General features: G+C 39.4%; 15 protein-coding genes. 5 read left to right on the forward strand and 10 right to left on the reverse strand.

What is annotated here, in order from left to right; translation table 11 throughout:
- Positions 1 to 2 precede the first annotated feature (2 nt).
- Both gltB and J8L71_RS05370 read right to left on the reverse strand, forming a co-directional pair.
- Positions 3 to 4,460 carry a glutamate synthase large subunit gene (gltB, locus tag J8L71_RS05365; RefSeq protein WP_210999613.1) on the reverse strand — a complete coding sequence of 1,486 codons (4,458 nt, stop codon included), beginning with the start codon at positions 4,458 to 4,460 and terminating at the stop codon, positions 3 to 5.
- A gap of 839 nt (positions 4,461 to 5,299) precedes the next feature.
- Positions 5,300 to 5,638: a Grx4 family monothiol glutaredoxin gene (locus J8L71_RS05370; RefSeq protein WP_058548872.1), complete on the reverse strand. Its 339-nt coding sequence runs from the start codon at positions 5,636 to 5,638 to the stop codon at positions 5,300 to 5,302.
- 267 nt (positions 5,639 to 5,905) lie between these two features.
- Between J8L71_RS05370 and J8L71_RS05375 the strand changes: the two genes are divergently transcribed.
- The 4 genes from J8L71_RS05375 (at position 5,906) to J8L71_RS05390 (ending at position 11,467) form a co-directional block, all read left to right on the forward strand.
- Entirely contained in the window at positions 5,906 to 6,487 is a 582-nt protein-coding gene (locus J8L71_RS05375) for a Fe-Mn family superoxide dismutase (RefSeq protein WP_058549160.1), read from the forward strand.
- 208 nt (positions 6,488 to 6,695) lie between these two features.
- The gene (locus J8L71_RS05380; protein ID WP_210999614.1) at positions 6,696 to 8,618 is read left to right on the forward strand and encodes a PrkA family serine protein kinase; all 1,923 of its coding nucleotides are present in this window, start codon (positions 6,696 to 6,698) and stop codon (positions 8,616 to 8,618) included.
- Between the two features lie 31 nt (positions 8,619 to 8,649).
- Positions 8,650 to 9,933 carry a YeaH/YhbH family protein gene (locus J8L71_RS05385; RefSeq protein WP_210999615.1) on the forward strand — a complete coding sequence of 428 codons (1,284 nt, stop codon included), beginning with the start codon at positions 8,650 to 8,652 and terminating at the stop codon, positions 9,931 to 9,933.
- Positions 9,934 to 9,952: 19 nt separating this feature from the next.
- The gene (locus J8L71_RS05390) at positions 9,953 to 11,467 is read left to right on the forward strand and encodes a SpoVR family protein (RefSeq protein ID WP_210999616.1); all 1,515 of its coding nucleotides are present in this window, start codon (positions 9,953 to 9,955) and stop codon (positions 11,465 to 11,467) included.
- Between the two features lie 104 nt (positions 11,468 to 11,571).
- Here J8L71_RS05390 and J8L71_RS05395 read toward each other — a convergent pair whose 3' ends face one another.
- Both J8L71_RS05395 and J8L71_RS05400 read right to left on the reverse strand, forming a co-directional pair.
- The gene (locus J8L71_RS05395) at positions 11,572 to 12,543 is read right to left on the reverse strand and encodes a diguanylate cyclase (protein ID WP_210999617.1); all 972 of its coding nucleotides are present in this window, start codon (positions 12,541 to 12,543) and stop codon (positions 11,572 to 11,574) included.
- Positions 12,544 to 12,546: 3 nt separating this feature from the next.
- Positions 12,547 to 13,551: a response regulator gene (locus J8L71_RS05400; RefSeq protein ID WP_210999618.1), complete on the reverse strand. Its 1,005-nt coding sequence runs from the start codon at positions 13,549 to 13,551 to the stop codon at positions 12,547 to 12,549.
- A 276-nt stretch (positions 13,552 to 13,827) separates the two neighbouring features.
- Between J8L71_RS05400 and tpx the strand changes: the two genes are divergently transcribed.
- Positions 13,828 to 14,409 carry a thiol peroxidase gene (gene tpx, locus J8L71_RS05405; protein WP_210999619.1) on the forward strand — a complete coding sequence of 194 codons (582 nt, stop codon included), beginning with the start codon at positions 13,828 to 13,830 and terminating at the stop codon, positions 14,407 to 14,409.
- A 102-nt stretch (positions 14,410 to 14,511) separates the two neighbouring features.
- Here the strand turns inward: tpx and adk are convergent, their stop codons facing one another.
- From adk to J8L71_RS05435, 6 genes are all read right to left on the reverse strand, one after another.
- Positions 14,512 to 15,156: an adenylate kinase gene (gene adk, locus J8L71_RS05410; protein ID WP_058548865.1), complete on the reverse strand. Its 645-nt coding sequence runs from the start codon at positions 15,154 to 15,156 to the stop codon at positions 14,512 to 14,514.
- A gap of 178 nt (positions 15,157 to 15,334) precedes the next feature.
- Positions 15,335 to 17,248 (reverse strand): molecular chaperone HtpG, encoded by a 1,914-nt coding sequence (htpG, locus tag J8L71_RS05415; protein WP_210999620.1) that lies wholly within the window; start codon positions 17,246 to 17,248, stop codon positions 15,335 to 15,337.
- Positions 17,249 to 17,336: 88 nt separating this feature from the next.
- Positions 17,337 to 18,050, reverse strand: a complete 714-nt coding sequence (locus J8L71_RS05420) for an RluA family pseudouridine synthase (RefSeq protein ID WP_210999621.1) — start codon at positions 18,048 to 18,050, stop codon at positions 17,337 to 17,339.
- Entirely contained in the window at positions 18,050 to 19,951 is a 1,902-nt protein-coding gene (locus J8L71_RS05425; protein ID WP_210999622.1) for an MFS transporter, read from the reverse strand. Before J8L71_RS05425 ends, J8L71_RS05420 begins: the two co-directional genes overlap by 1 nt.
- A gap of 130 nt (positions 19,952 to 20,081) precedes the next feature.
- Positions 20,082 to 20,690: a recombination mediator RecR gene (recR, locus tag J8L71_RS05430; protein ID WP_210999623.1), complete on the reverse strand. Its 609-nt coding sequence runs from the start codon at positions 20,688 to 20,690 to the stop codon at positions 20,082 to 20,084.
- 6 nt (positions 20,691 to 20,696) lie between these two features.
- Positions 20,697 to 21,023 carry a YbaB/EbfC family nucleoid-associated protein gene (locus J8L71_RS05435; RefSeq protein WP_058548860.1) on the reverse strand — a complete coding sequence of 109 codons (327 nt, stop codon included), beginning with the start codon at positions 21,021 to 21,023 and terminating at the stop codon, positions 20,697 to 20,699.
- Positions 21,024 to 21,079 lie beyond the last annotated feature (56 nt).

Raw genomic sequence — 21,079 nt, forward strand, 5'->3', positions numbered from 1 at the left:
CCTTATTGCGCTTGAACACGAAGTTCTGCGCTACTGCGAGCGCGATGCCCGAGTAAACTTTTTACATCACTTGATTTTGGTTTAACTAGCTTGAACATAGGTAAATACAATTCAAAGTTAGCTAAAATGGTTTCTGCACGGCACGAGCCTGTCAGCTCTAAATGCTCGGCAATTAAGCCGCGTAAATGCTCTTGGTGCGAACTTAAATCATCAAGTGTTACAACTTCAACAAGCTCCGGGTTGATGCGTTTTTCAAAGTCATTTCGCTCATCTAAAATATAAGCAAAACCACCTGTCATACCTGCGCCAAAGTTAACGCCAATATTACCAAGTACACACACAACGCCGCCGGTCATGTATTCACAGCCATTGTCGCCTACACCTTCTACAACCGCTTGTACACCTGAGTTACGAACAGCAAAACGCTCACCTGCGCAGCCTGCAGCAAATAATTTTCCGCCCGTAGCGCCGTACAAACATGTATTGCCTGCAATAGTCGCTTTATGACTTTCAAACGATGAGCCAAGTGGTGGGCGAATAACAAGCTTACCGCCAGCCATGCCTTTACCAACATAGTCGTTTGCATCGCCTATTAACGTCATTTCTAGGCCACCCGCATTCCAAACACCAAATGATTGCCCTGCAGTACCATGTAGCTCAATTGCAATAGGATCTGCGGCCATACCTTGGTTACCGTGTTTAGAAGCAATATAGCCAGATAGCATTGCCCCAACTGAGCGGTCTGTATTACATATACGGCTCACGAGCGAGATACCTGATGAAGTATCAATCGCCTGCTGTGCTTTACCTAATAACGTTTCATTTAACTCACCTAAATAATGAGAGCTATTTGGTGCGCTACAAAATAACGTTTCGCCCGTTGGGTTATTAGGCTGAGCAATCACAGATGATAAATCTATTTTCTTTTGCTTAGCTGTTTTACCTTCAATCGCTTCAAGTAAATCTAAACGACCGATTAAATCAGTTAAGTTTGCAACACCTAAGCTTGCCATGATCTCGCGTGCTTCTTGCGCTATAAACTTAAAGTAGTTCATCGCCATTTCTGGTAAGCCATGGTAGTGCTTTTGACGAAGCGTTTCGTCTTGCGTTGCTACGCCGGTTGCACAGTTATTTAAGTGACAAATCCTAAGGTATTTACACCCTAACGCCACCATTGGGCCGGTACCAAAACCAAAGCTTTCGGCACCTAAAATAGCCGCTTTAATAATGTCTAAACCTGTTTTTAAGCCGCCATCTGTTTGCAGACGAATACGATGACGAAGGCCATTTTCAACAAGTGCTTGTTGAGTTTCAGCAAGGCCAAGCTCCCATGGGCTACCTGCATATTTTACAGACGTAAGCGGGCTTGCGCCTGTGCCACCGTCGTAACCCGAAATAGTAATTAAATCAGCGTATGCTTTAGCTACACCCGTAGCAATTGTGCCCACGCCAGGCTCCGACACTAACTTAACCGAAATCATCGCTTCAGGATTTACTTGTTTTAAATCGAATATTAGCTGAGCTAAATCCTCAATCGAGTAAATGTCGTGATGCGGTGGTGGTGATATTAGTGTTACGCCCGGAACTGAATAACGAAGTTTAGCAATATAAGGCGTTACTTTTTCACCCGGTAGTTGTCCACCTTCACCAGGCTTAGCACCCTGCGCCACTTTGATTTGAATTACGTCGGCATTACGAAGATAATGCGGCGTTACACCAAATCGTCCAGAAGCAACTTGCTTAATTCGTGAGTTTTTCTCAGTGCCAAAACGTAATTTATCTTCACCGCCTTCACCAGAGTTTGAACAACCACCTAAGCGGTTCATCGCAATAGCTAACGCTTCATGCGCTTCTGGCGAGAGTGCACCAATACTCATTGCTGCTGAATCAAAACGTTTATATAGGTTTTCAGCTGGCTCTACATCATCAACGTTGATGCCCTTTTCAGGTAATTTAAGCGCTAACATATCGCGCAAAGTAGCTATTGGACGATTATTAACTAAATTTGCGTAAGCACCGTAGTCTTTATAATCTCCAGAGCGTACTGCTTTTTGCAGCGTTTGAATTACATCTGGGTTATAAGCATGGTACTCACCACCGTGCACATATTTTAATAAACCACCATGGCTTAGTAGCTTACGCTTACTAAATGCAAGTTTATGTAGCTTTTGCTGATCACTATCAAAATCACTAAAACACGCCCCCTTAATACGACTTGCAACCCCTTTAAAGCACATCTCAACCATAGAGTCAGATAAGCCAACCGCTTCAAACAGCATTGAACAACGGTACGATGCAATTGTACTGATGCCCATTTTAGACATTATTTTGTATAAGCCTTTATTAATGGCTTTACGGTATGAAAGTGTTACTTCGCAGTACGATTTTTCAATCACTTTACTGTCGCTCATCGCAACGAGTGACTCGTACGCAAGGTATGGGTAAATCGCTGTTGCGCCAAAGCCAAGTAGTACGGCAAATTGGTGTGCATCGCGAACGCTACCTGTTTCAATGATAATGTTAGATTCGCAGCGAAGATTTGTATCCACAAGACGCTTTTGTACTGCACCTACCGCCATAGCAGCAGGAATAGGTAGTTGGCTCTCGCTAAAGTTGCGGTCTGACAAAATAAGCATGACACAACCCGCTGCGGCTTTTTCTTGTGCCGAATCACAAATTCGCGCTACTGCCTTTTCTAAGCCCTCTTCGGCTGTGTATGTAATATCGATTTTGCAGTAGCTGTAGTGCTCGTCATCAGCATTAAGTAACTGCTGCATGTCTGCGTACATTAAAATAGGCGTATCGAACTGTAAACGCTTAGCGTGGCCTGTTGTTTCGTTGAATACATTTTGCTCACTACCAATACAAGTAGCAAGTGACATTACGTGGTTTTCACGTAACGGATCGATAGGCGGGTTAGTTACTTGCGCAAACTTTTGACGGAAGTAATCGTAAAGTGAACGATGCCCTTCGCTTAAAACAGCAAATGGCGTGTCGTCACCCATTGAGCCTGTCGCTTCTTGGCCGTTTTCACCCATTACACGAATAACACTATCAAGCTCTTCATTCGTGTAGCCAAACATTTTTTGGTACTTAGCAAGCGTTTCATCATCAAATGAGCGATTACCCGCATCTTGCTCAGTAAGTTCTTCAAATGGTGTTAAACGTTTAACGTTTTCTTCAAGCCATGACTTGTAAGGATGACGTGATTTTAAATCTTGGTCGATTTCATCTGAATGCCAGATTTTACCAAGTTTAGTATCAATTACTAATAGCTCACCTGGGCCAACACGGCCTTTTTCGACTACTTCATCGGCGGTGTAATCCCAAATGCCCACTTCTGAAGCAAGCGTAATAAAACCATCTTGTGTAATAACATAGCGTGCTGGGCGAAGGCCATTTCGGTCAAGGTTACATGCTGCAAAGCGACCATCGGACATAACAATACCCGCAGGGCCGTCCCATGGTTCCATGTGCATAGAGTTAAAGTCATAAAATGCGCGTAAATCATCATCCATTGCACGGTTTTTTTGCCATGCAGGCGGCACTAGCATGCGCATAGCACGGAATAAATCCATACCACCGGCTAAAAACAACTCAAGCATGTTATCTAGGCTTGATGAATCAGAGCCAGTTTCGTTTACAAATGGCGCTGCACTTTGTAAATCAGGAATAAGTGGCGATGAAAACTTATATGAGCGAGCTCGTGCCCATTGACGGTTACCCTCAATCGTATTTATTTCACCATTATGCGCTAAATACCTAAACGGTTGCGCTAAAGGCCAACGCGGCTGAGTATTAGTAGAAAAACGCTGATGAAAAACACAAATAGCGCTGGTCATGCGAATGTCGGCTAAATCTAAATAAAAGTTAGGCAAATCTGCAGGCATCATAAGGCCTTTATAGATAGTGACTAACCCAGATAAACTTGCAATATAAAATGACTCATCTTGCGCTAAACGCTTTTCTGCACGACGACGTGCTACATATAATCGGCGTTCTAAATCTTTAGAGCGCCAGCCTTCAGGCGCACTAACAAAAATTTGCTCAAACCCTGGCAACTGCTGAGTAGCAATAGGACCTAGCATTGAAGGGTCGGTTGGCACTTCACGCCAGCCTAATATTTTAAGTGTTTCTTGTTCTAATTCTTCACATAAAACCTGTTTTGCAGCTTGTGCTAAAACGGGATCTGAATTTAAGAAAACCATGCCTACGGCGTAATTTTTACCTAAGTGCCAATTATGTTCACTGGCAATAGCACGGAAAAAACTGTCAGGCTTTTGCAGTAATAAACCACAGCCGTCACCAGTTTTACCATCGGCAGAAATACCACCACGATGCTGCATGCGATCAAGCCCAGTTATGGCTGTACGTATAAGCCTATGACTAGCCTGACCATTAACTTGGGCTATTAAGCCAAAGCCACAATTATCTTTTTCTAATTTTGAGTCGTATAACATAGACCCCTCCCCTTGCTGCACTGTTAACGTGAATGAACTGCTCGACGATTTGCTAACAGACGCACAAAACTAGCCTCTATAGTAAATAGAGTCAATATTATTTTGAATACATATTCACATTCTTGAATATTTCTCACTTCAAGGCAAGATTTCTTTTGTACTTATAAGTTTTAACAATTAGCGCTTATTTGACCGCTATTTTTTCATGACACTGGTGTCAAGTTTAATATTTTGTAAAAACCAAGGACTGAAACACTTACACCTTACGTAAACGTAAGGCGATATCGGATTGAATAAATATTCACTACCGAACAGTTGATTCAGTTAACATTTAGATAGTTTTATTAGTTAAGTTGAATTTTGCAGATTAAGATCTCTATTTTTGTAGTTTCATTAGTATAGTTATTACTATTTATGTCAATTTTTTATGCTTTTTGTGAATTTTTATCTACTTAATTACAGTCTTTGTAAGACGTTATCCAATAAATAGGAAGTCGGAGGGGCAATTCATTGCTCCACGGATACACTTTTCGGCAAAAATACTCTAAAAAGGTTTAATTCAAACCTTTAATGATAGCTTCTTGTTTTGGTCAACGTGGTAAGTAAAAAACCAAGTGGATTAATGATGTGGACATGAGTGGGTCATATGATTTAAATACAACTAGAACACCGCATTTTGAAAGAGTTTAATTAATCGCTTCAATTTTAAAATTTAGGGTTTACGACTTTAAGCAAAAATAGGTGGTTGAATAAATGATAGTTATGAAGGGTAGTTTATAAACAACAAGGCCACATAAAATACGTGGCCTTGTAATAGTATCTCAAAGCTTGAGTAAAATTTACTCTGCGTCAGCTTCTTTATATTTAGCTGCAGTCTCTGCAACTAGCGGCTGTAACTCACCGCGTTGGAACATTTCGATAATAATGTCACAACCACCTACTAACTCGCCTTCTACCCATAGTTGTGGGAACGTAGGCCAATTTGCGTATGCTGGAAGTTCAGCACGAATATCTGGATTAAGTAAAATATCAACATATGCAAATGGTTCGCCACACGACATTAGAGCTTGTGACGCTTGTGAAGAAAAACCACAATTTGGTAATTTAGGTGACCCTTTCATGTAAAGGATTATTGGGTTTTCTGAAATCTGCTGTTTAATTTTATCAATGGTTTCCATCTACAACCTCAAAATGACGATAGCTGAATATACCCAGGCCTTGAAAATAAATCATTGTGGCCACAGATATATAACTTAAAATGGGCAAATAAAGCCGCAATTGAAATAGTCTTTAGCAATAGCATTGCTGTTTGCTAAAACTTGAGTAAAATACTCAACAATTATAGTAACACTATATTCCCGGTTGGTATAGGTAAGTGGCCTGTTTGTACAGGTATTACGTATAACCAAACGGATTATCAACCAAAAGAAGATGGAGATAGAAAAATGGCATTTGAACTACCGTCACTACCATATGCAATCGATGCACTTGAGCCACATATTTCAAAAGAAACGCTAGAGTTTCACCACGGTAAGCACCACAACACTTATGTTGTTAAACTTAACGGTTTAATTCCTGGTACTGAGTTTGAAAACAAATCTCTAGAAGAAATCGTATGTTCTTCAGAAGGCGGCGTATTTAACAACGCAGCACAAATCTGGAACCACACTTTCTACTGGAACAGCCTATCTCCAAATGGCGGCGGCGAGCCAACTGGTGCAGTTGCTGATGCAATCAACGCTAAATGGGGCTCTTTTGATGCGTTTAAAGATGCATTAAATGATAAAGCAGTTAATAACTTCGGTTCTAGCTGGACTTGGTTAGTTAAACTTGCTGACGGTTCATTAGATATCGTAAATACGTCTAACGCAGCGACTCCATTAACAGATGAAGGTGTTACTCCAATCCTAACTGTGGATTTATGGGAACATGCTTACTACATCGATTACCGTAACGTGCGTCCAGATTACCTTAAAGGTTTCTGGTCACTAGTTAACTGGGAATTTGCAAACGCAAACTTCGCTTAATTAGCGCTTTTAGCTAATTTAAAAAGACGCTTAGGCGTCTTTTTTTATGCTCAATTTTCAACAAAAGTGGTGTTATACGACGGCAGTTCGTTAATTGGTCAACATGATCTTTTTTCACTTAAATTTTTAATTTTATTGCACAAAAATACGAAACAATGACTAAACTTTAAAAAGTAAGCACCTTTTTTAGCGGGTTTCGGAGGTTATTATGACGATTTTTGAGCATTACCAAGCACGATACGAAGCGGCACAAGAAGAAGAGTACAGTATTAGCGAATTCCTTGAAATTTGTAAAACTGATAAGTCTGCCTACGCTAGCGCACCAGAGCGCTTACTTATGGCTATTGGCGAACCCCAAATGGTTGATACTGCAACGGATGCACGATTAAGCCGATTGTTTTCCAATAGAGTAGTAGCACGCTACCCCGCCTTTGAAGATTTTTATGGAATGGAAGACGCTATTGAACAAATAGTGTCTTATTTAAAACATGCAGCCCAAGGGCTTGAAGAGTGTAAACAAGTACTTTATTTGCTCGGCCCTGTTGGCGGCGGTAAATCATCTATTGCTGAAAAACTAAAATACCTAATGCAACAAGTGCCTATATATTCTATAAAAGGCTCACCAGTTAACGACCACCCTTTATCTTTATTTGATGCGGTAGAAGATGCTAGCGTCCTTGAGCAAGAATACGGCATTAAACCCCGCTATTTAAAAACGATTATGTCACCTTGGGCTGGCAAACGATTAAAAGAATTTAACGGCGATATTAGCCAATTTAGAGTAGTAAAACGCTACCCCTCTATTTTAAACCAAATTGGTATTGCCAAAACCGAGCCTGGTGATGAAAACAATCAAGATATTTCTGCATTGGTTGGTAAAGTAGATATTCGCCAACTTGAGCATTTTGCGCAAAACGATCCTGATGCATACGCTTATTCGGGTTCATTATGCCTTGCAAACCAAGGCTTAATGGAATTTGTAGAGATGTTTAAAGCGCCTATCAAAGTGCTACACCCTTTACTCACCGCTACTCAAGAGGGCAATTATAATGGAACCGAAGGCATTAGTGCACTGCCATTTAATGGCATGATCCTCGCCCACTCTAATGAATCTGAATGGCAAACGTTTAAAAATAATAAAAATAATGAAGCGTTTTTAGACCGCGTTTACATTGTAAAAGTGCCTTATTGCTTACGTGTAACCGAAGAAATTAAAATTTACGATAAATTACTAGAGCATAGCGAGCTTTACAATGCGCCATGTGCTCCGGGCACACTAAAAACACTGGCACAATTTACCACGCTATCTCGATTAAAAGAGCCAGAGAACTCGAGTATTTATTCAAAAATGCGGGTATACGATGGTGAAACCTTAAAAGACACAGATCCTAAAGCAAAATCTTACCAAGAGTATCGCGACTACGCTGGCGTAGATGAAGGTATGACGGGGCTCTCTACCCGCTTTGCGTTTAAAATTTTGTCCCGTGTGTTTAACTTTGATACCACTGAAGTTGCAGCTAATCCTGTACATTTATTTTATGTACTAGAGCAACAAATTGAACGAGAGCAATTTAGTAGCGAAGTTGAAGAGCGCTACTTAAGCTTTTTAAAAGGCTATTTAATTCCACAATATGTAGAATTTATTGGCAAAGAACTACAAACAGCCTATTTAGAGTCTTATTCTGAATACGGCCAAAATATTTTTGACCGCTATGTTATTTATGCTGATTTTTGGATTCAAGACCAAGAATACCGTGACCCAGATACAGGCCAACTATTTGACCGTGAAGCACTTAATGCAGAGCTTGAAAAAATTGAAAAATCAGCCGGTATTTCTAACCCTAAAGATTTTAGAAACGAAATAGTTAACTTTGTACTTCGCGCTCGTGCCCATAACAACGGTAAAAACCCACTGTGGACCAGTTACGAAAAGTTACGCACTGTCATTGAGAAGAAAATGTTCTCAAATACAGAAGACTTACTACCCGTTATTTCGTTTAACACTAAAACATCAGCGGAAGATCAACAAAAACACGAAGACTTTGTAAACCGTATGGTCGAAAAAGGCTATACACAAAAACAAGTACGCTTGCTTTCTGAATGGTATTTACGAGTTAGAAAATCGCAATAGCCTTCATATTCGTAGTTTTTAGGAGGTCATTATGGCGAATTTTATTGATAGGCGTTTAAACGGAAAAAACAAAAGTACGCTCAATCGCCAGCGCTTTATTAGGCGCTATAAAAAGCAAATTAAAGAAGCTGTGTCAGATGCAATAAACAAGCGAAGTGTCACCGACTCAAGTTCTGGTGAAAGTATTTCTATTCCGCAGCGTGATATCAGCGAGCCTACCTTTCATCAAGGCAGAGGGGGAAATAGAGAGCAAATTCACCCGGGGAATGATCAATTCTCTACGGGAGATAAAATTGAACGCCCTAAAAATGGCCAAGGTGGTGGTGCAGGAGATGGCGATGCGAGTGATTCTGGTGAGGGGCAAGATGAGTTTGTATTTTCTATATCAAAAGATGAATACCTAGATTTACTATTTGAAGATTTAGAACTGCCGAATTTGCAAGAAAATCAACTTGATAAACTAGTACAAATGAAAACGCATCGTGCTGGTTTTTGTAGTGATGGTATGCCCAGTAATATAGATATAGTGCGCTCACTTCAAGGCTCCCTAGCCCGAAGAGTCGCTATGAGTGCGGGTAAAAAAAGGCGACTCGCAGAGCTTGAAGGGCAGCTTGCAATGGAGCTTGAGCAACCTCAAAGCGATAAAGCGGCTATTGCATTGCTGCAAGAGGATATTAACTTATTAAAACAACAAATTAAAAATGTGCCATTTATAGACAATTATGATTTGCGCTTTCGTAATTATGAAAAACGCCCTCACCCCACCAGCAAAGCGGTCATGTTTTGTATTATGGATGTATCTGGCTCTATGGACCAAGCCACAAAAGATATGGCTAAACGCTTTTATATTTTGCTGTATCAGTTTTTAACACGCAGCTATAAAGATATTGAGGTGGTATATATACGCCATCATACACAAGCAAAAGAAGTAGACGAGCAAGAGTTTTTTTATTCGCAAGAAACAGGTGGCACCATCGTTTCAAGTGCACTTAAGTTAATGAATGAAATAATAAAAGATCGTTACGACGCTGAGCAATGGAATATATATGCTGCACAAGCATCCGATGGCGATAACTGGGCTGACGATACCCCTCACTGTGGGCAAATATTACGGAACAAGCTTTTAAAAGCTGTTAGGTATTTCGCCTATATTGAAATTACAACGCGTGCTCATCAAAGTCTATGGCGTGAATACGAAGGCATTACACAAAGCCACAAAAATTTTGCTATACAACACATTCAAGGTGTCCAAGACATTTACCCTATATTTAGGGAGCTATTTAAAAAGAGCCGCCAACAGCAAGGTACAGCATAAGCCTAAGCGAGGTAATAATATGAGTAATAAACGTATTGATGATGGCCCCGATTGGACATTCAACTTATTACACGAGTACCAGACAGAAATTGCTCGCGTTGCAGAGCACTACCGATTAGATACCTACCCTAATCAAATTGAAGTTATTAGCGCTGAACAAATGATGGACGCATACTCAAGTGTGGGCATGCCTTTAGGCTACAGCCATTGGTCATATGGCAAAAAGTTTATTCAAACAGAGCAAAACTATAAACGCGGGCAAATGGGCTTAGCCTACGAGATAGTGATTAACTCTGATCCATGTATTGCGTATTTAATGGAAGAAAATACCCTGCCCATGCAGGCTCTAGTTATGGCACATGCCTGTTATGGTCATAACTCATTTTTTAAAGGTAACTATTTATTTAAAACTTGGACTGATGCGGGATCAATTATTGATTACTTAGTGTTTGCTAAAAACTATATTAGTCGCTGTGAGGAAAAATACGGTATTAGTGAAGTAGAATCGCTGCTTGACTCATGCCATGCTTTAATGAATTACGGTGTAGATAGGTATAAACGCCCGCAACAAATATCATTATTTGAAGAGCAGAAGCGCCAGCAAGAACGTGAAGATTATATGCAATCTCAAGTTAACGAGCTATGGCGGACCATACCTGTTCAACAAGAAGAAGCAAAAAAGCTGGAGAAGCATTTTCCGCAAGAGCCCCAAGAAAATATATTATATTTTATTGAAAAAAACGCCCCACTTTTGGGTTCCTGGCAACGTGAAATAATCCGTATAGTGCGTAAAATTTCGCAATACTTTTACCCGCAAAAGCAAACACAGGTAATGAACGAAGGCTGGGCCACTTTTTGGCATTACACTATCTTGAATCATCTATACGATGAAGGAAAACTAAGTGACGCCTTTATGCTTGAGTTTTTACAAAGCCATACTAACGTTGTTTACCAACCACCATACAATAGTAATTATTATTCAGGTATTAATCCATATGCCCTAGGCTTTAATATGATGGTAGATATTCGCCGTATTTGTGAAAACCCGACAGAGGAAGACAAGCGCTGGTTTCCTGAATATGCAGGAAGTAATTGGTTAGACACCTTACATTTTGCTATGGAAAACTTTAAAGATGAGAGCTTCATTAGTCAGTTTTTATCACCTAAGCTCATACGTGAATTTAAGCTATTTACTATCGTTGATCATGCTAATAGCTCACATTTAGAAGTAGGTGCTATACACGACGATAGTGGCTACAAAGCAGTGAGAGAAGCCCTTTCTGCACAATACAATTTGAGTAATCTTGAGCCAAACATTCAAGTGTATGACGTTGATATTAGAGGCGACCGTTCTCTAACGCTAAGATACGTTCCACATAATAAAATCCCGCTTGCAAACTCCCATGAGGAAGTACTAAAGCATCTTTACAGACTATGGGGGTTTAAGGTAAAGCTTGAGCAAGAGTCAAATACGGGTGATGTATCAATGCTGGGACAATGCCCAAACGATAGTTCAGGCAATACAACCGACTAAATATATTAAAATCTTTGTACTTAGTTACTTTTACATAATCTATAAGTAACTGTCTAAAAAGCTATTATGCTAATTATAAATTTAATACTTATAAAAAATGTCGATTAAGCGCCATTTTTTATATCTGCATAAGCGGTTACTTTATTACGCCCAGCACCTTTTGAGTGATAAAGTGCTTTATCAGCAGCTTCAATCCAGCGTTCGTGGTTTTTAAAGTCATTACTACTACCAGCTAACCCTATGCTAATGGTCATTTGAATTTCATAGTGTTTATATTTAACAGGTGTTGATTCTATTAATGCTCTTAAACGCTCTGCAAAAATGGCTGCGCCTTCTTTGTCAGTATCAAGTAAAGTTACTACAAACTCTTCACCGCCATAACGTCCCGCTACATCAGTTTCACGAAGTGTTGTTCTAAGTAAATCACATAAATGACGAAGCGTTTCATCACCACAGCTGTGGCCATATTTATCATTAATTTTTTTAAAGTGGTCAATATCAAACATTAACAAAGTGCTACATCCACCACTTCGTTTCACTCTTAAAAACTCTTGACGAAGTGTTCCCTCCCAGTGACCACGGTTTGAAAGTTGCGTTAAGCTATCTCTTTGACTAACCTGCTCCAACTTTTTGTTTAATTCTTCGAGTTCTTTTTTATTTACGGCTATATCAGTTACATCGTACAAAATTATACAAATATGGCTCACTTCCCCCATCGTATTAGTCAGTGGAATAAACGTGGCATTTTGATACATATAATCTGCTTTACCCGTAATTGGGCGGTAATTTTTAAAGCGGAAAATATAAGGTTGCTGCTCCCAAATAGTAAAAGAGCGATTTTTTAGTACAAATACAGATTCTGATTTACTTCTAAACCATTTTTCATCTATTGCAGGAAATAAATCAAATAAGTCTTTATCTTTAACGGCACTAGGAAGGAGCCCAGAATGATTTTCCATAAAACCATTCCATACACATACCTTATAATCCCTATCGAGTACCACAAGGCCTACATCTACAGTATTAAACATATCCATTAACCAATGGATCTCATTCATTTCTAAATCAGCGGCCATAACTTAATCTTCTAATAGGTAAGCAACTTTGTATTTCAAAGTTTTAAGTGAATCTTCAGTAAATAACAGCATGAGGTCGCAATTAATATCATGGTTTTCAATACCGTAACTTATTTCTATGGCGAGCGTACGTTGCCAACGTGATTTGTTTGATTTTACTAAATCAGATACATCTCTGTGTTGCCCAAGGACTATTGGGTGCCCTTGACTAAATGACATATCAAGCTGCTTGGATAGGCCGGTTAAAATTGCGCCAATCAAAATATTACTAATATCCATAAGGAGTTCAAGCTCAACCTTGTCGTTTAGCTCGCCATCGTAATTCATCAATGAGGCAATTTCTTTAAAGCTAGAGTCATTTAGTAGTAATAATGCTTCACCAGACACTCCACCACCAATAAAGCCTTGGCACACACCTGAGGTAGCCGCATTGTTATCAATTGACTGAAGCGCCATATCAAGCTCGTTAACTTCTAAAATGTTAACATTTGGAATTGGCAGCTCTACAAATACATTTAGTAGGCGAGCTAATAAGTCACCTGCTTGGCCCATAGCAACGTTAGTAAGCTCTTGATATATATCTCGTACATCAGGGTCGACTTGCTCACCTAATGAATGAGATAGTCGCTCACGCAGTGCCTTATCTTTAATTCCGTGATGTTCAATAATATGGGCGAGTTTATCAGCGGAACAAGGCTTTTGTATGAAATCGATTGCACCAAGCTCGAGAACGCGTTGATGCGCGCTTGGCTGTATATCCCCAGAGACAACAACAGTAAGAATGCTTAAGCCCTGCTCTTTCATAGCAATAAGAACTTCGTAACCATCCATTTCGGGCATATTTAAATCTAAGAAAAGTATTTCTGGCTGAATTAATTTAATTTGCTTTATGCAATCCACACCATCGAGTGCAAATTCAACCTTAATATCCCAATCTTCAGGTAATGAACGAGCTAATTGCCGTCTCGCTAATTTTGAATCATCACATATTAATACCGTTGTCGACATACTAACTCTCTGTTTTAGACCCGTTATAAGATTCAAAATGATTTATAAAGGCTATTCTTTTTTTTATTAAAGATATACTTTGTAACTTCATGTTAATCAAAGATTGTCTTCGTTACAATTTTTATATTATAGAATTAATGTCTACTGCATACTTACGCGCTTAACTTATAAGTTGATCATCAAAGCAGACCACTACAGAGCCACATAATCACTTGGTTACTATTACGCAGTATAATACACTGACAACTATTGCGTTAATTTAAAAGGAAATACCCTATGTTTCGTTCTGTTGTGTTTGCATTGAGTGGATTTTGCTCTGTTGCCATAGCTGCCGACTACGCTGAAAACACGCTTGATGCAGGAAAAGTATCTGCACAAGGTAAGCCTGTAACTTTATTAGGAAACGGAGTCGCTGTGGGTGATAGCGCACCAAACTTTAAAGTGGTTGATGGTGACTTTACTCCTGTAACGCTTGATGATTATCAAGGTCAAGCTGTACTAATAAGTGTAGTGCCAAGTCTTGATACGGGTATTTGTAGTTTGCAAACTAAACATTTTAACGAAAAAGTGGCAGCGCAATTTCCAGGTGTTGCCATGCTTACGATTAGTGCAGATTTACCGTTTGCTCAAAAACGATTTTGTAAAGCTGAAAATATAGACAAAGTCACTGCGCTATCTGACTCGGTATGGCGTGATTTTGGTCAAAAATATGGTTTAATTATTAAAGATATGGGCCTATTAACGCGCTCAGTACTTGTTTTAGATAAAAGCCACACTGTGATTTATAAACAACTAGTAAGTAGCCTATCTACAGAGCCTGATTATGATAGTGTGATTAAAAAACTTAAAACACTTTAAGTTTTTACTCGCTGCTTTAGATAATTAAGTATTCAAGCTGAGTGTATTACACATTATAAAAACAAAAAACCGCCATTTGGCGGTTTTTTAATGCGTTTTAAATTAACCTAAAAGCTCACCTAACTGTGCACTCACAACTTCAACGGCTTGTGTACCGTCAAGTTTGTGGTACTGCGTATTACCTGCAGCGGCCTCAGCTTGGTAGTAATCAACTAATGGCATAGTTTGCTCATGGTAAATGCCTAAACGTTTACGTACTGTTTCTTCAGTATCATCAGCGCGAACGATTAAGTCTTCACCTGTTTCGTTGTCTTTACCTTCAACCTTTGGTGGGTTGTAAACAACATGATAAACACGACCTGAGCCTGGGTGTACACGACGTCCGCCCATACGCTCTACAATAACTTCATCAGCCACATCAAATTCAATAACGTGATCAACCACTACGCCATTTTCTTTCATTGCATCTGCTTGTGGAATGGTACGTGGGAAGCCATCAAGTAAAAAACCTTTTTCACAATCAGCTTTAGCAATACGCTCTTTAACTAAACCGATAATGATATCGTCAGAAATTAACTGACCTGCATCCATTACTTTTTTTGCTTCAAGACCCAGTGGTGTGCCTTCTTTAATAGCTGCACGAAGCATATCGCCAGTAGAAATTTGTGGAATACCGTACTTGTCCATTAAAAACTGAGCTTGAGTACCTTTACCAGCACCCGGCGCGCCCAAAAGAATAATGCGCATATCATTGTCCCCTAGTATGGAAGTTTATTTTTAAAGCCTGAATTCTTCCATAAGCGCCACTGATACTCAAGTAACTTATACTAATTGCCTACTTTGCAGCGCATAAAAAAAGGAAGCAAACGCTTCCTTTTAAAATATGTACAAACTTTGTACTTTTATTTACTTAGCTAATAAGCAATTACTTGCTTAGTTCTAACATAAGTTTGTTTAGGCGTGTAACAAACCCTGTTGGATCTTTTAATGTACCGCGTTCAGCAAGCAACGCTTGGTCTAATAATACATTTGACCACTGTGCAAATTTATCTTCATCTTGCTCATCATTTAGGTGCTTAACAAGTTGATGCTCAGGGTTTAGCTCAAACACAGGTTTAGCTTCTGGGGCTGCTTGACCTACAGACTCCATTAATTTTTGCATTTGAGAGCTCATGTCGTTGTCGTCACTTACAACACACGCTGGAGAATCAGTTAAACGGTGCGTAAAGCGCACTTCTTTAACATCATCACCTAGCGCTGTTTTAATACGCTCAACAAGGCCTGCCATTTCTTTTTCAGACTCTTCTTGTGCTTTTTTAGTTTCTTCGTCGTCAAGCTTACCTAGGTCTAAATCACCACGCGTAATTGATTGCAGTTGCTTATCAGCAAATTCAGTTAGGTGGCTCATCATCCACTCATCAACACGGTCACTTAGCAGTAACACTTCAATGCCTTTCTTACGGAAAATCTCTAAATGCGGAGAATTTTTAGCTGCAGTGAAGGTATCAGCTACGACGTAGTATATTTTATCTTGGCCTTCATTCATGCGCTCAACGTATTGCTCAAGCGATACATCTTGCGTTTCTGAATCAGTATGAGTTGAAGAAAAACGTAATAACTTACAAATAGCTTCTTTATTTGCTGCGTCTTCCGCTGGACCTTCTTTCATTACTTGGCCAAACTCATTCCAAAACACTTGGTAGTCATCAGCTTTGTTTTTAGCCATACGCTCAAGCATTTTGATAATGCGCGATGTACACCCTTTACGAATAGCTTGAGTAACTTTGTTGTCTTGTAAAATTTCGCGAGATACGTTTAGTGGTAAATCGTTTGAATCTAATAAACCTTTTACAAAACGTAAGTAGCTTGGCATAAACTGCTCAGCATCATCCATTACAAATACGCGCTGTACATAGAGTTTTAAGCCGCTTTGACGATCACGATTCCATAAATCAAATGGCGCTTTTTTAGGAATATATAAAAGGCTCGTGTATTCAGTTTTACCTTCAACCTTGTTATGTGCCCAGCTAAGTGGCTCTTCCCAATCATGGCTTACGTGTTTGTAAAACTCTTTGTATTCTTCATCAGAAAGCTCTGACTTATCACGCGTCCATAATGCTGTAGCTCGGTTAATGCTTTCCCACTCACCTGGCACGGCTGGAATTTTTTCACCGTCTTCGCCTTCTGATTCAGGCACTTCTGGTTTGTACATTTGTACAGGTGTAGAAATATGATCAGAGTATTTAGTAACAATGCTACGTAGTCGGTAGTCATCAGCAAATTCTTTTTCTTCATCGCGAAGGTGCAAAATAATCTCTGTACCACGGCCTTCTTTTTCAATTTCTTGAAGTGTATACTCGCCTTCGCCTTGAGATTCCCACTCATAAGCTGTTGTTTCGCCGGCTTTGCGCGTGCGTACCGTTACTAAATCGGCAACGATAAATGCTGAGTAAAAACCTACACCAAATTGACCAATCAACTGTGAATCTTTACTTTGATCGCCAGTTAAATTTTTGAAAAACTCAGCAGTACCTGATTTTGCAATTGTACCCAAAGAGCTAATTACTTCATCACGGGTCATACCAATACCGTTATCTGAAATAGTAACCGTATTGGCCTCTTTATCTGCGCTAATACGTACTCGTAAATCAGCATCACCTTGGTAAAGGTCACCATTAGAAAGCGCTAAAAAGCGTAACTTGTCTGCTGCATCAGATGCATTTGAAACAAGTTCGCGTAAAAATATTTCTTTATTTGAATAAAGAGAATGAATCATTAAGTTTAATAATTGTTTTACTTCTGTTTGAAAGCCTAATGTTTCTTTTTGTGCTGCAATCATTTATGTATCTCCAATTTGCAAAGTGTCTGCGTTATGCACTTAATATGGGGTGAGGTGAATCAACTTCAAGGGAAAAGTTTAAAAAAGATTAAAACGGGCACGGACACTTTGCATGAAAAGGAAGCCCTGTTACTGGATGATCAAAAAATACGTCACTGGCATGTAATAATAAACGTTCAGCCATTTTTTCACTGCGCTTACTTTTATATAAATCACACCCTAAAATTGGGTGTCCTATTGCATGACTATGAATGCGTAGTTGATGCGTACGTCCTGTAATAGGTGTAAATTGCACAAGTGTACGTTCAGGCTTTAATAACCTTTTGAGCACTGTGTATTTACTAATTGCTTCTTTACCTGTGGTTTTGCATATTTTGACTAAAGGAAAGCGCTCTTTGTCTTTTGCTATAGGCAAATTTATTTCACCTTGCAAGGTAGTCACACTTCCTTCAAGCATCGCTAAATAACGCTTTTGTATTGCTCGACTTTGAAACTGTTTATTTAAATGCTTAGACACAGAGGCATTTAACCCAACAATCATAATACCTGATGTGCCAAAATCTAGCCGGTGCGGTAATTTAGCCTCAGGAAAGGCCGTTGTTAATCCTTTTTGACCATTTACTAACCGGTAGTGTACTGAGTCCCAGTTAAGTGGATTCTTCCCAGATAAACTTAATAATCCACTGGGTTTATTAATAATCAAAATAGCATCATCTTGATAAAGTATTTTAATAGCTTCATGGCACTTGGGCGCTACAAAATTATCAATAATTGTATGAGGCGCACTCAAAGGTTCAACCATTAATCAATATCTTTAGAATGCAGCGCTTTTAAAGCCAATACTTGCTCGCGTAAATTATCGGCAGTCACATTATCTGCTGCTATTGGCTCACCTGCTGTAACCGATACTAGAGAGTACTTTAATCGAGGTAATTGCCACTTAGCTTTACGGCTAAACATACTGCCCCATAATCCACCTAAATGCACAGGGATAACAGGCACGGGGGAGCGTTCAATAATACGCTCAATGCCACGCCTAAACATATCAATTGAACCGTCGCTCGTTAATTTCCCTTCTGGAAATATGCCAACAAGCTCGCCGCGTTCAAGCGCACTGGCTACATCATCAAACGCTTTTTTAAACGCTGCTGGATTTGTTTTTTCGCTATTTATTGGAATTGCTTTGGCCATTTTAAATAGCCAATGTAAAGCAGGAGAATAATAAATAGGCGCAAACACCATAAAGCGTATAGGCCTTGGGGAAGCAGCTAAAATAAACATCCAATCCACAAAACTAACATGATTTGCAACAATCACCGCAGCCCCTTCAGATGGAATATTAACCTCACCTTTAGTACGTACGCGATACATACATATCGCTAATATATAAATAATAAAGCGTAAGAAGAACTCAGGCACTTTAGTATAAATATATATTGAAATAAGTAAGTTAAGACCTGCGAGTAATAAAAGTAGTGATGAAATATGCCACTTAAGAACAGACAGCGTAATAATACTTAATATAGCGCTGCCAACCATAAACAATGCATTAAGAACATTATTAGCGGCAATGACGCGTGATCGGCTCGACTCTTCAGTACGCTGCTGAATTAACGCATACAGCGGCACTGTATAAAAACCTGAAGCAATACCAATTCCAGCCATCCAAATAAAATGCCAGATCATATCGCCGGTATTTAAAATTTGCTTAAGGGTTAATAAGTTTTCACTTGGAGTAATGTACGTCCCAATTGCTGGTTCTTGGCTTAATAAATACAAAAAAAGCGTTATTAAAATAGCCCCAAATGGCACAATACCAAGCTCAATACGAGAGCGTGAAAGTTTTTCACACAGCAGAGAACCAATTGCAATACTTAAAGAAAAAACCACCAATGCACTGGTTACTACTAATTCATCGCCGCCCATCACATGTTTAACGTAACTGGGTAGTGCGGTTAAAATAATAGCGCCTATAAGCCAAAACCAACTGATCCCTAAAACAGATTTACCCACAGATTCTGTTTGTGCATTAAGCGCTTTAAATACATTTTTAGTTGACGAAAAAATATTGTACGTAAAGTGCAAATTAGGCTCATTCGCTTCACTTACAGGTATAAAGCGGCTACTAAAATACCCAAGTGTAGCCAGTACCAATACTGCAATACTTATTACAACAGGACCCACTGTTTGAGTAATAAAATAAGTACCAAATATAGTTCCTAATAAAATTGCCACAAACGTACCAGACTCCACTAAACCATTTGCTTTAGTGAGCTCGTTTGGAGCAACATGCTGAGGTAATATTGAATATTTTAATGGGCCAAAAAAGGTGCTTTGCAATCCCATAAAAAATATTGTTGCAAGCATTAGCCATACTTGCTGCGTTAAAATTGATGCAGCGCCAATGACCATAATTGGTATTTCACATAGCTTTACAAGCCTAATAAGCTTTGATTTTTCTGTTTTTTCGGCAAGTTGCCCTGCCATACCAGAAAATAAAAAAAATGGTAAAATAAACAAGCCTGCAGCAATATTCGAATATAATGCACCGTCTGCAAGTCTTGCCGCTTGAAAAACCAATAAAATAAGCACCGATTGCTTATATACGTTATCGTTTATGGCTGATAAAAACTGCGTAACAAAAAGCGGGAGAAAACGCTTACTGCTTAGTAATGCACTTGGATGTTTTTTATTATTTTGCATTTTGTCCCTTAGTCACTAGCTAATGCTTAATCATATAAAGCGCTAATCTTACCTTATGTTTTGCTTTAAAAACAAAAAAGCCTACATATTTTACAATGTAGGCTTTTAAAGTAAGTTTCAAATAGCTGCTTTAGTCTTGCATAACTGCACGTCGGCCACTAAAGGCGTGCATCAGTGTGGTCCCATCAACTAAGTCAAGCTCACCACCGACAGGTATACCATGCGCAATTCTTGATGCGCCTACTTTATATTTATGGCACAGCTGAGCAATATAATGCGCTGTTGTTTCGCCTTCAACCGTTGGGTTAGTCGCTAAAATAACTTCGTTTATACCACCATGAGAAAGCTTTTGCTCTAGAACATCAAGGCCTATTTCTTTAGGACCAATACCATCTATAGGTGATAAATGCCCCATTAAAACAAAGTATAAACCTTGATATTGCCCTGTTTGCTCAATTGCCAGTACATCTGTTGGTGATTCAACAACACACAAAACACCACTGTCTTGACGTTTAGTGCTTAAGCAAATGTCACATTGTGCTTGTTCTGTAAACGTACGGCACGATTGACAATGCCCTACCGCAATCATTGCTTTAGTAAGCGCATTACCAAGTTGAGTGCCACCTTTGCGGTCGCGTTCAAGCAAATGAAAGGCAATACGCTGCGCTGACTTTGGGCCTATGCCTGGCTGACAGCGCAATGCTTCAATAAGCTGAGTTAAACTATCTGAAAGTTGCATATTTGCTTAAAACGGCATTTTCATACCTGGTGGTAATTGCATACCGCCAGTTACTTTGCCCATGCGCTCTTGTGTTTCATCAGCCACGCGACGTACAGCGTCATTACATGCTGCTGCTAATAAATCTTCAATCATGTCTTTGTCGTCTTCCATTAAACTTTCATCAAGCTCAACACGACGTACATTATGGTTACCAAGCATAGTTACTTTAACTAGGCCTGCGCCCGCTTCACCTACAACTTCTAGTGTTGCGATTTCGTCTTGGGCTTTTTGCATGCGCTCTTGCATTTGCTGCGCTTGCTTCATCATGTTACCCATTCCACCTTTAAACATAATTTTCTCTCTTTCTTTTAAACTTTAATTGTCATGAAGATAAGGGCGATTGTATT

Source organism: Pseudoalteromonas sp. MMG007, from assembly GCF_018100985.1.
Lineage (GTDB): Bacteria > Pseudomonadota > Gammaproteobacteria > Enterobacterales > Alteromonadaceae > Pseudoalteromonas.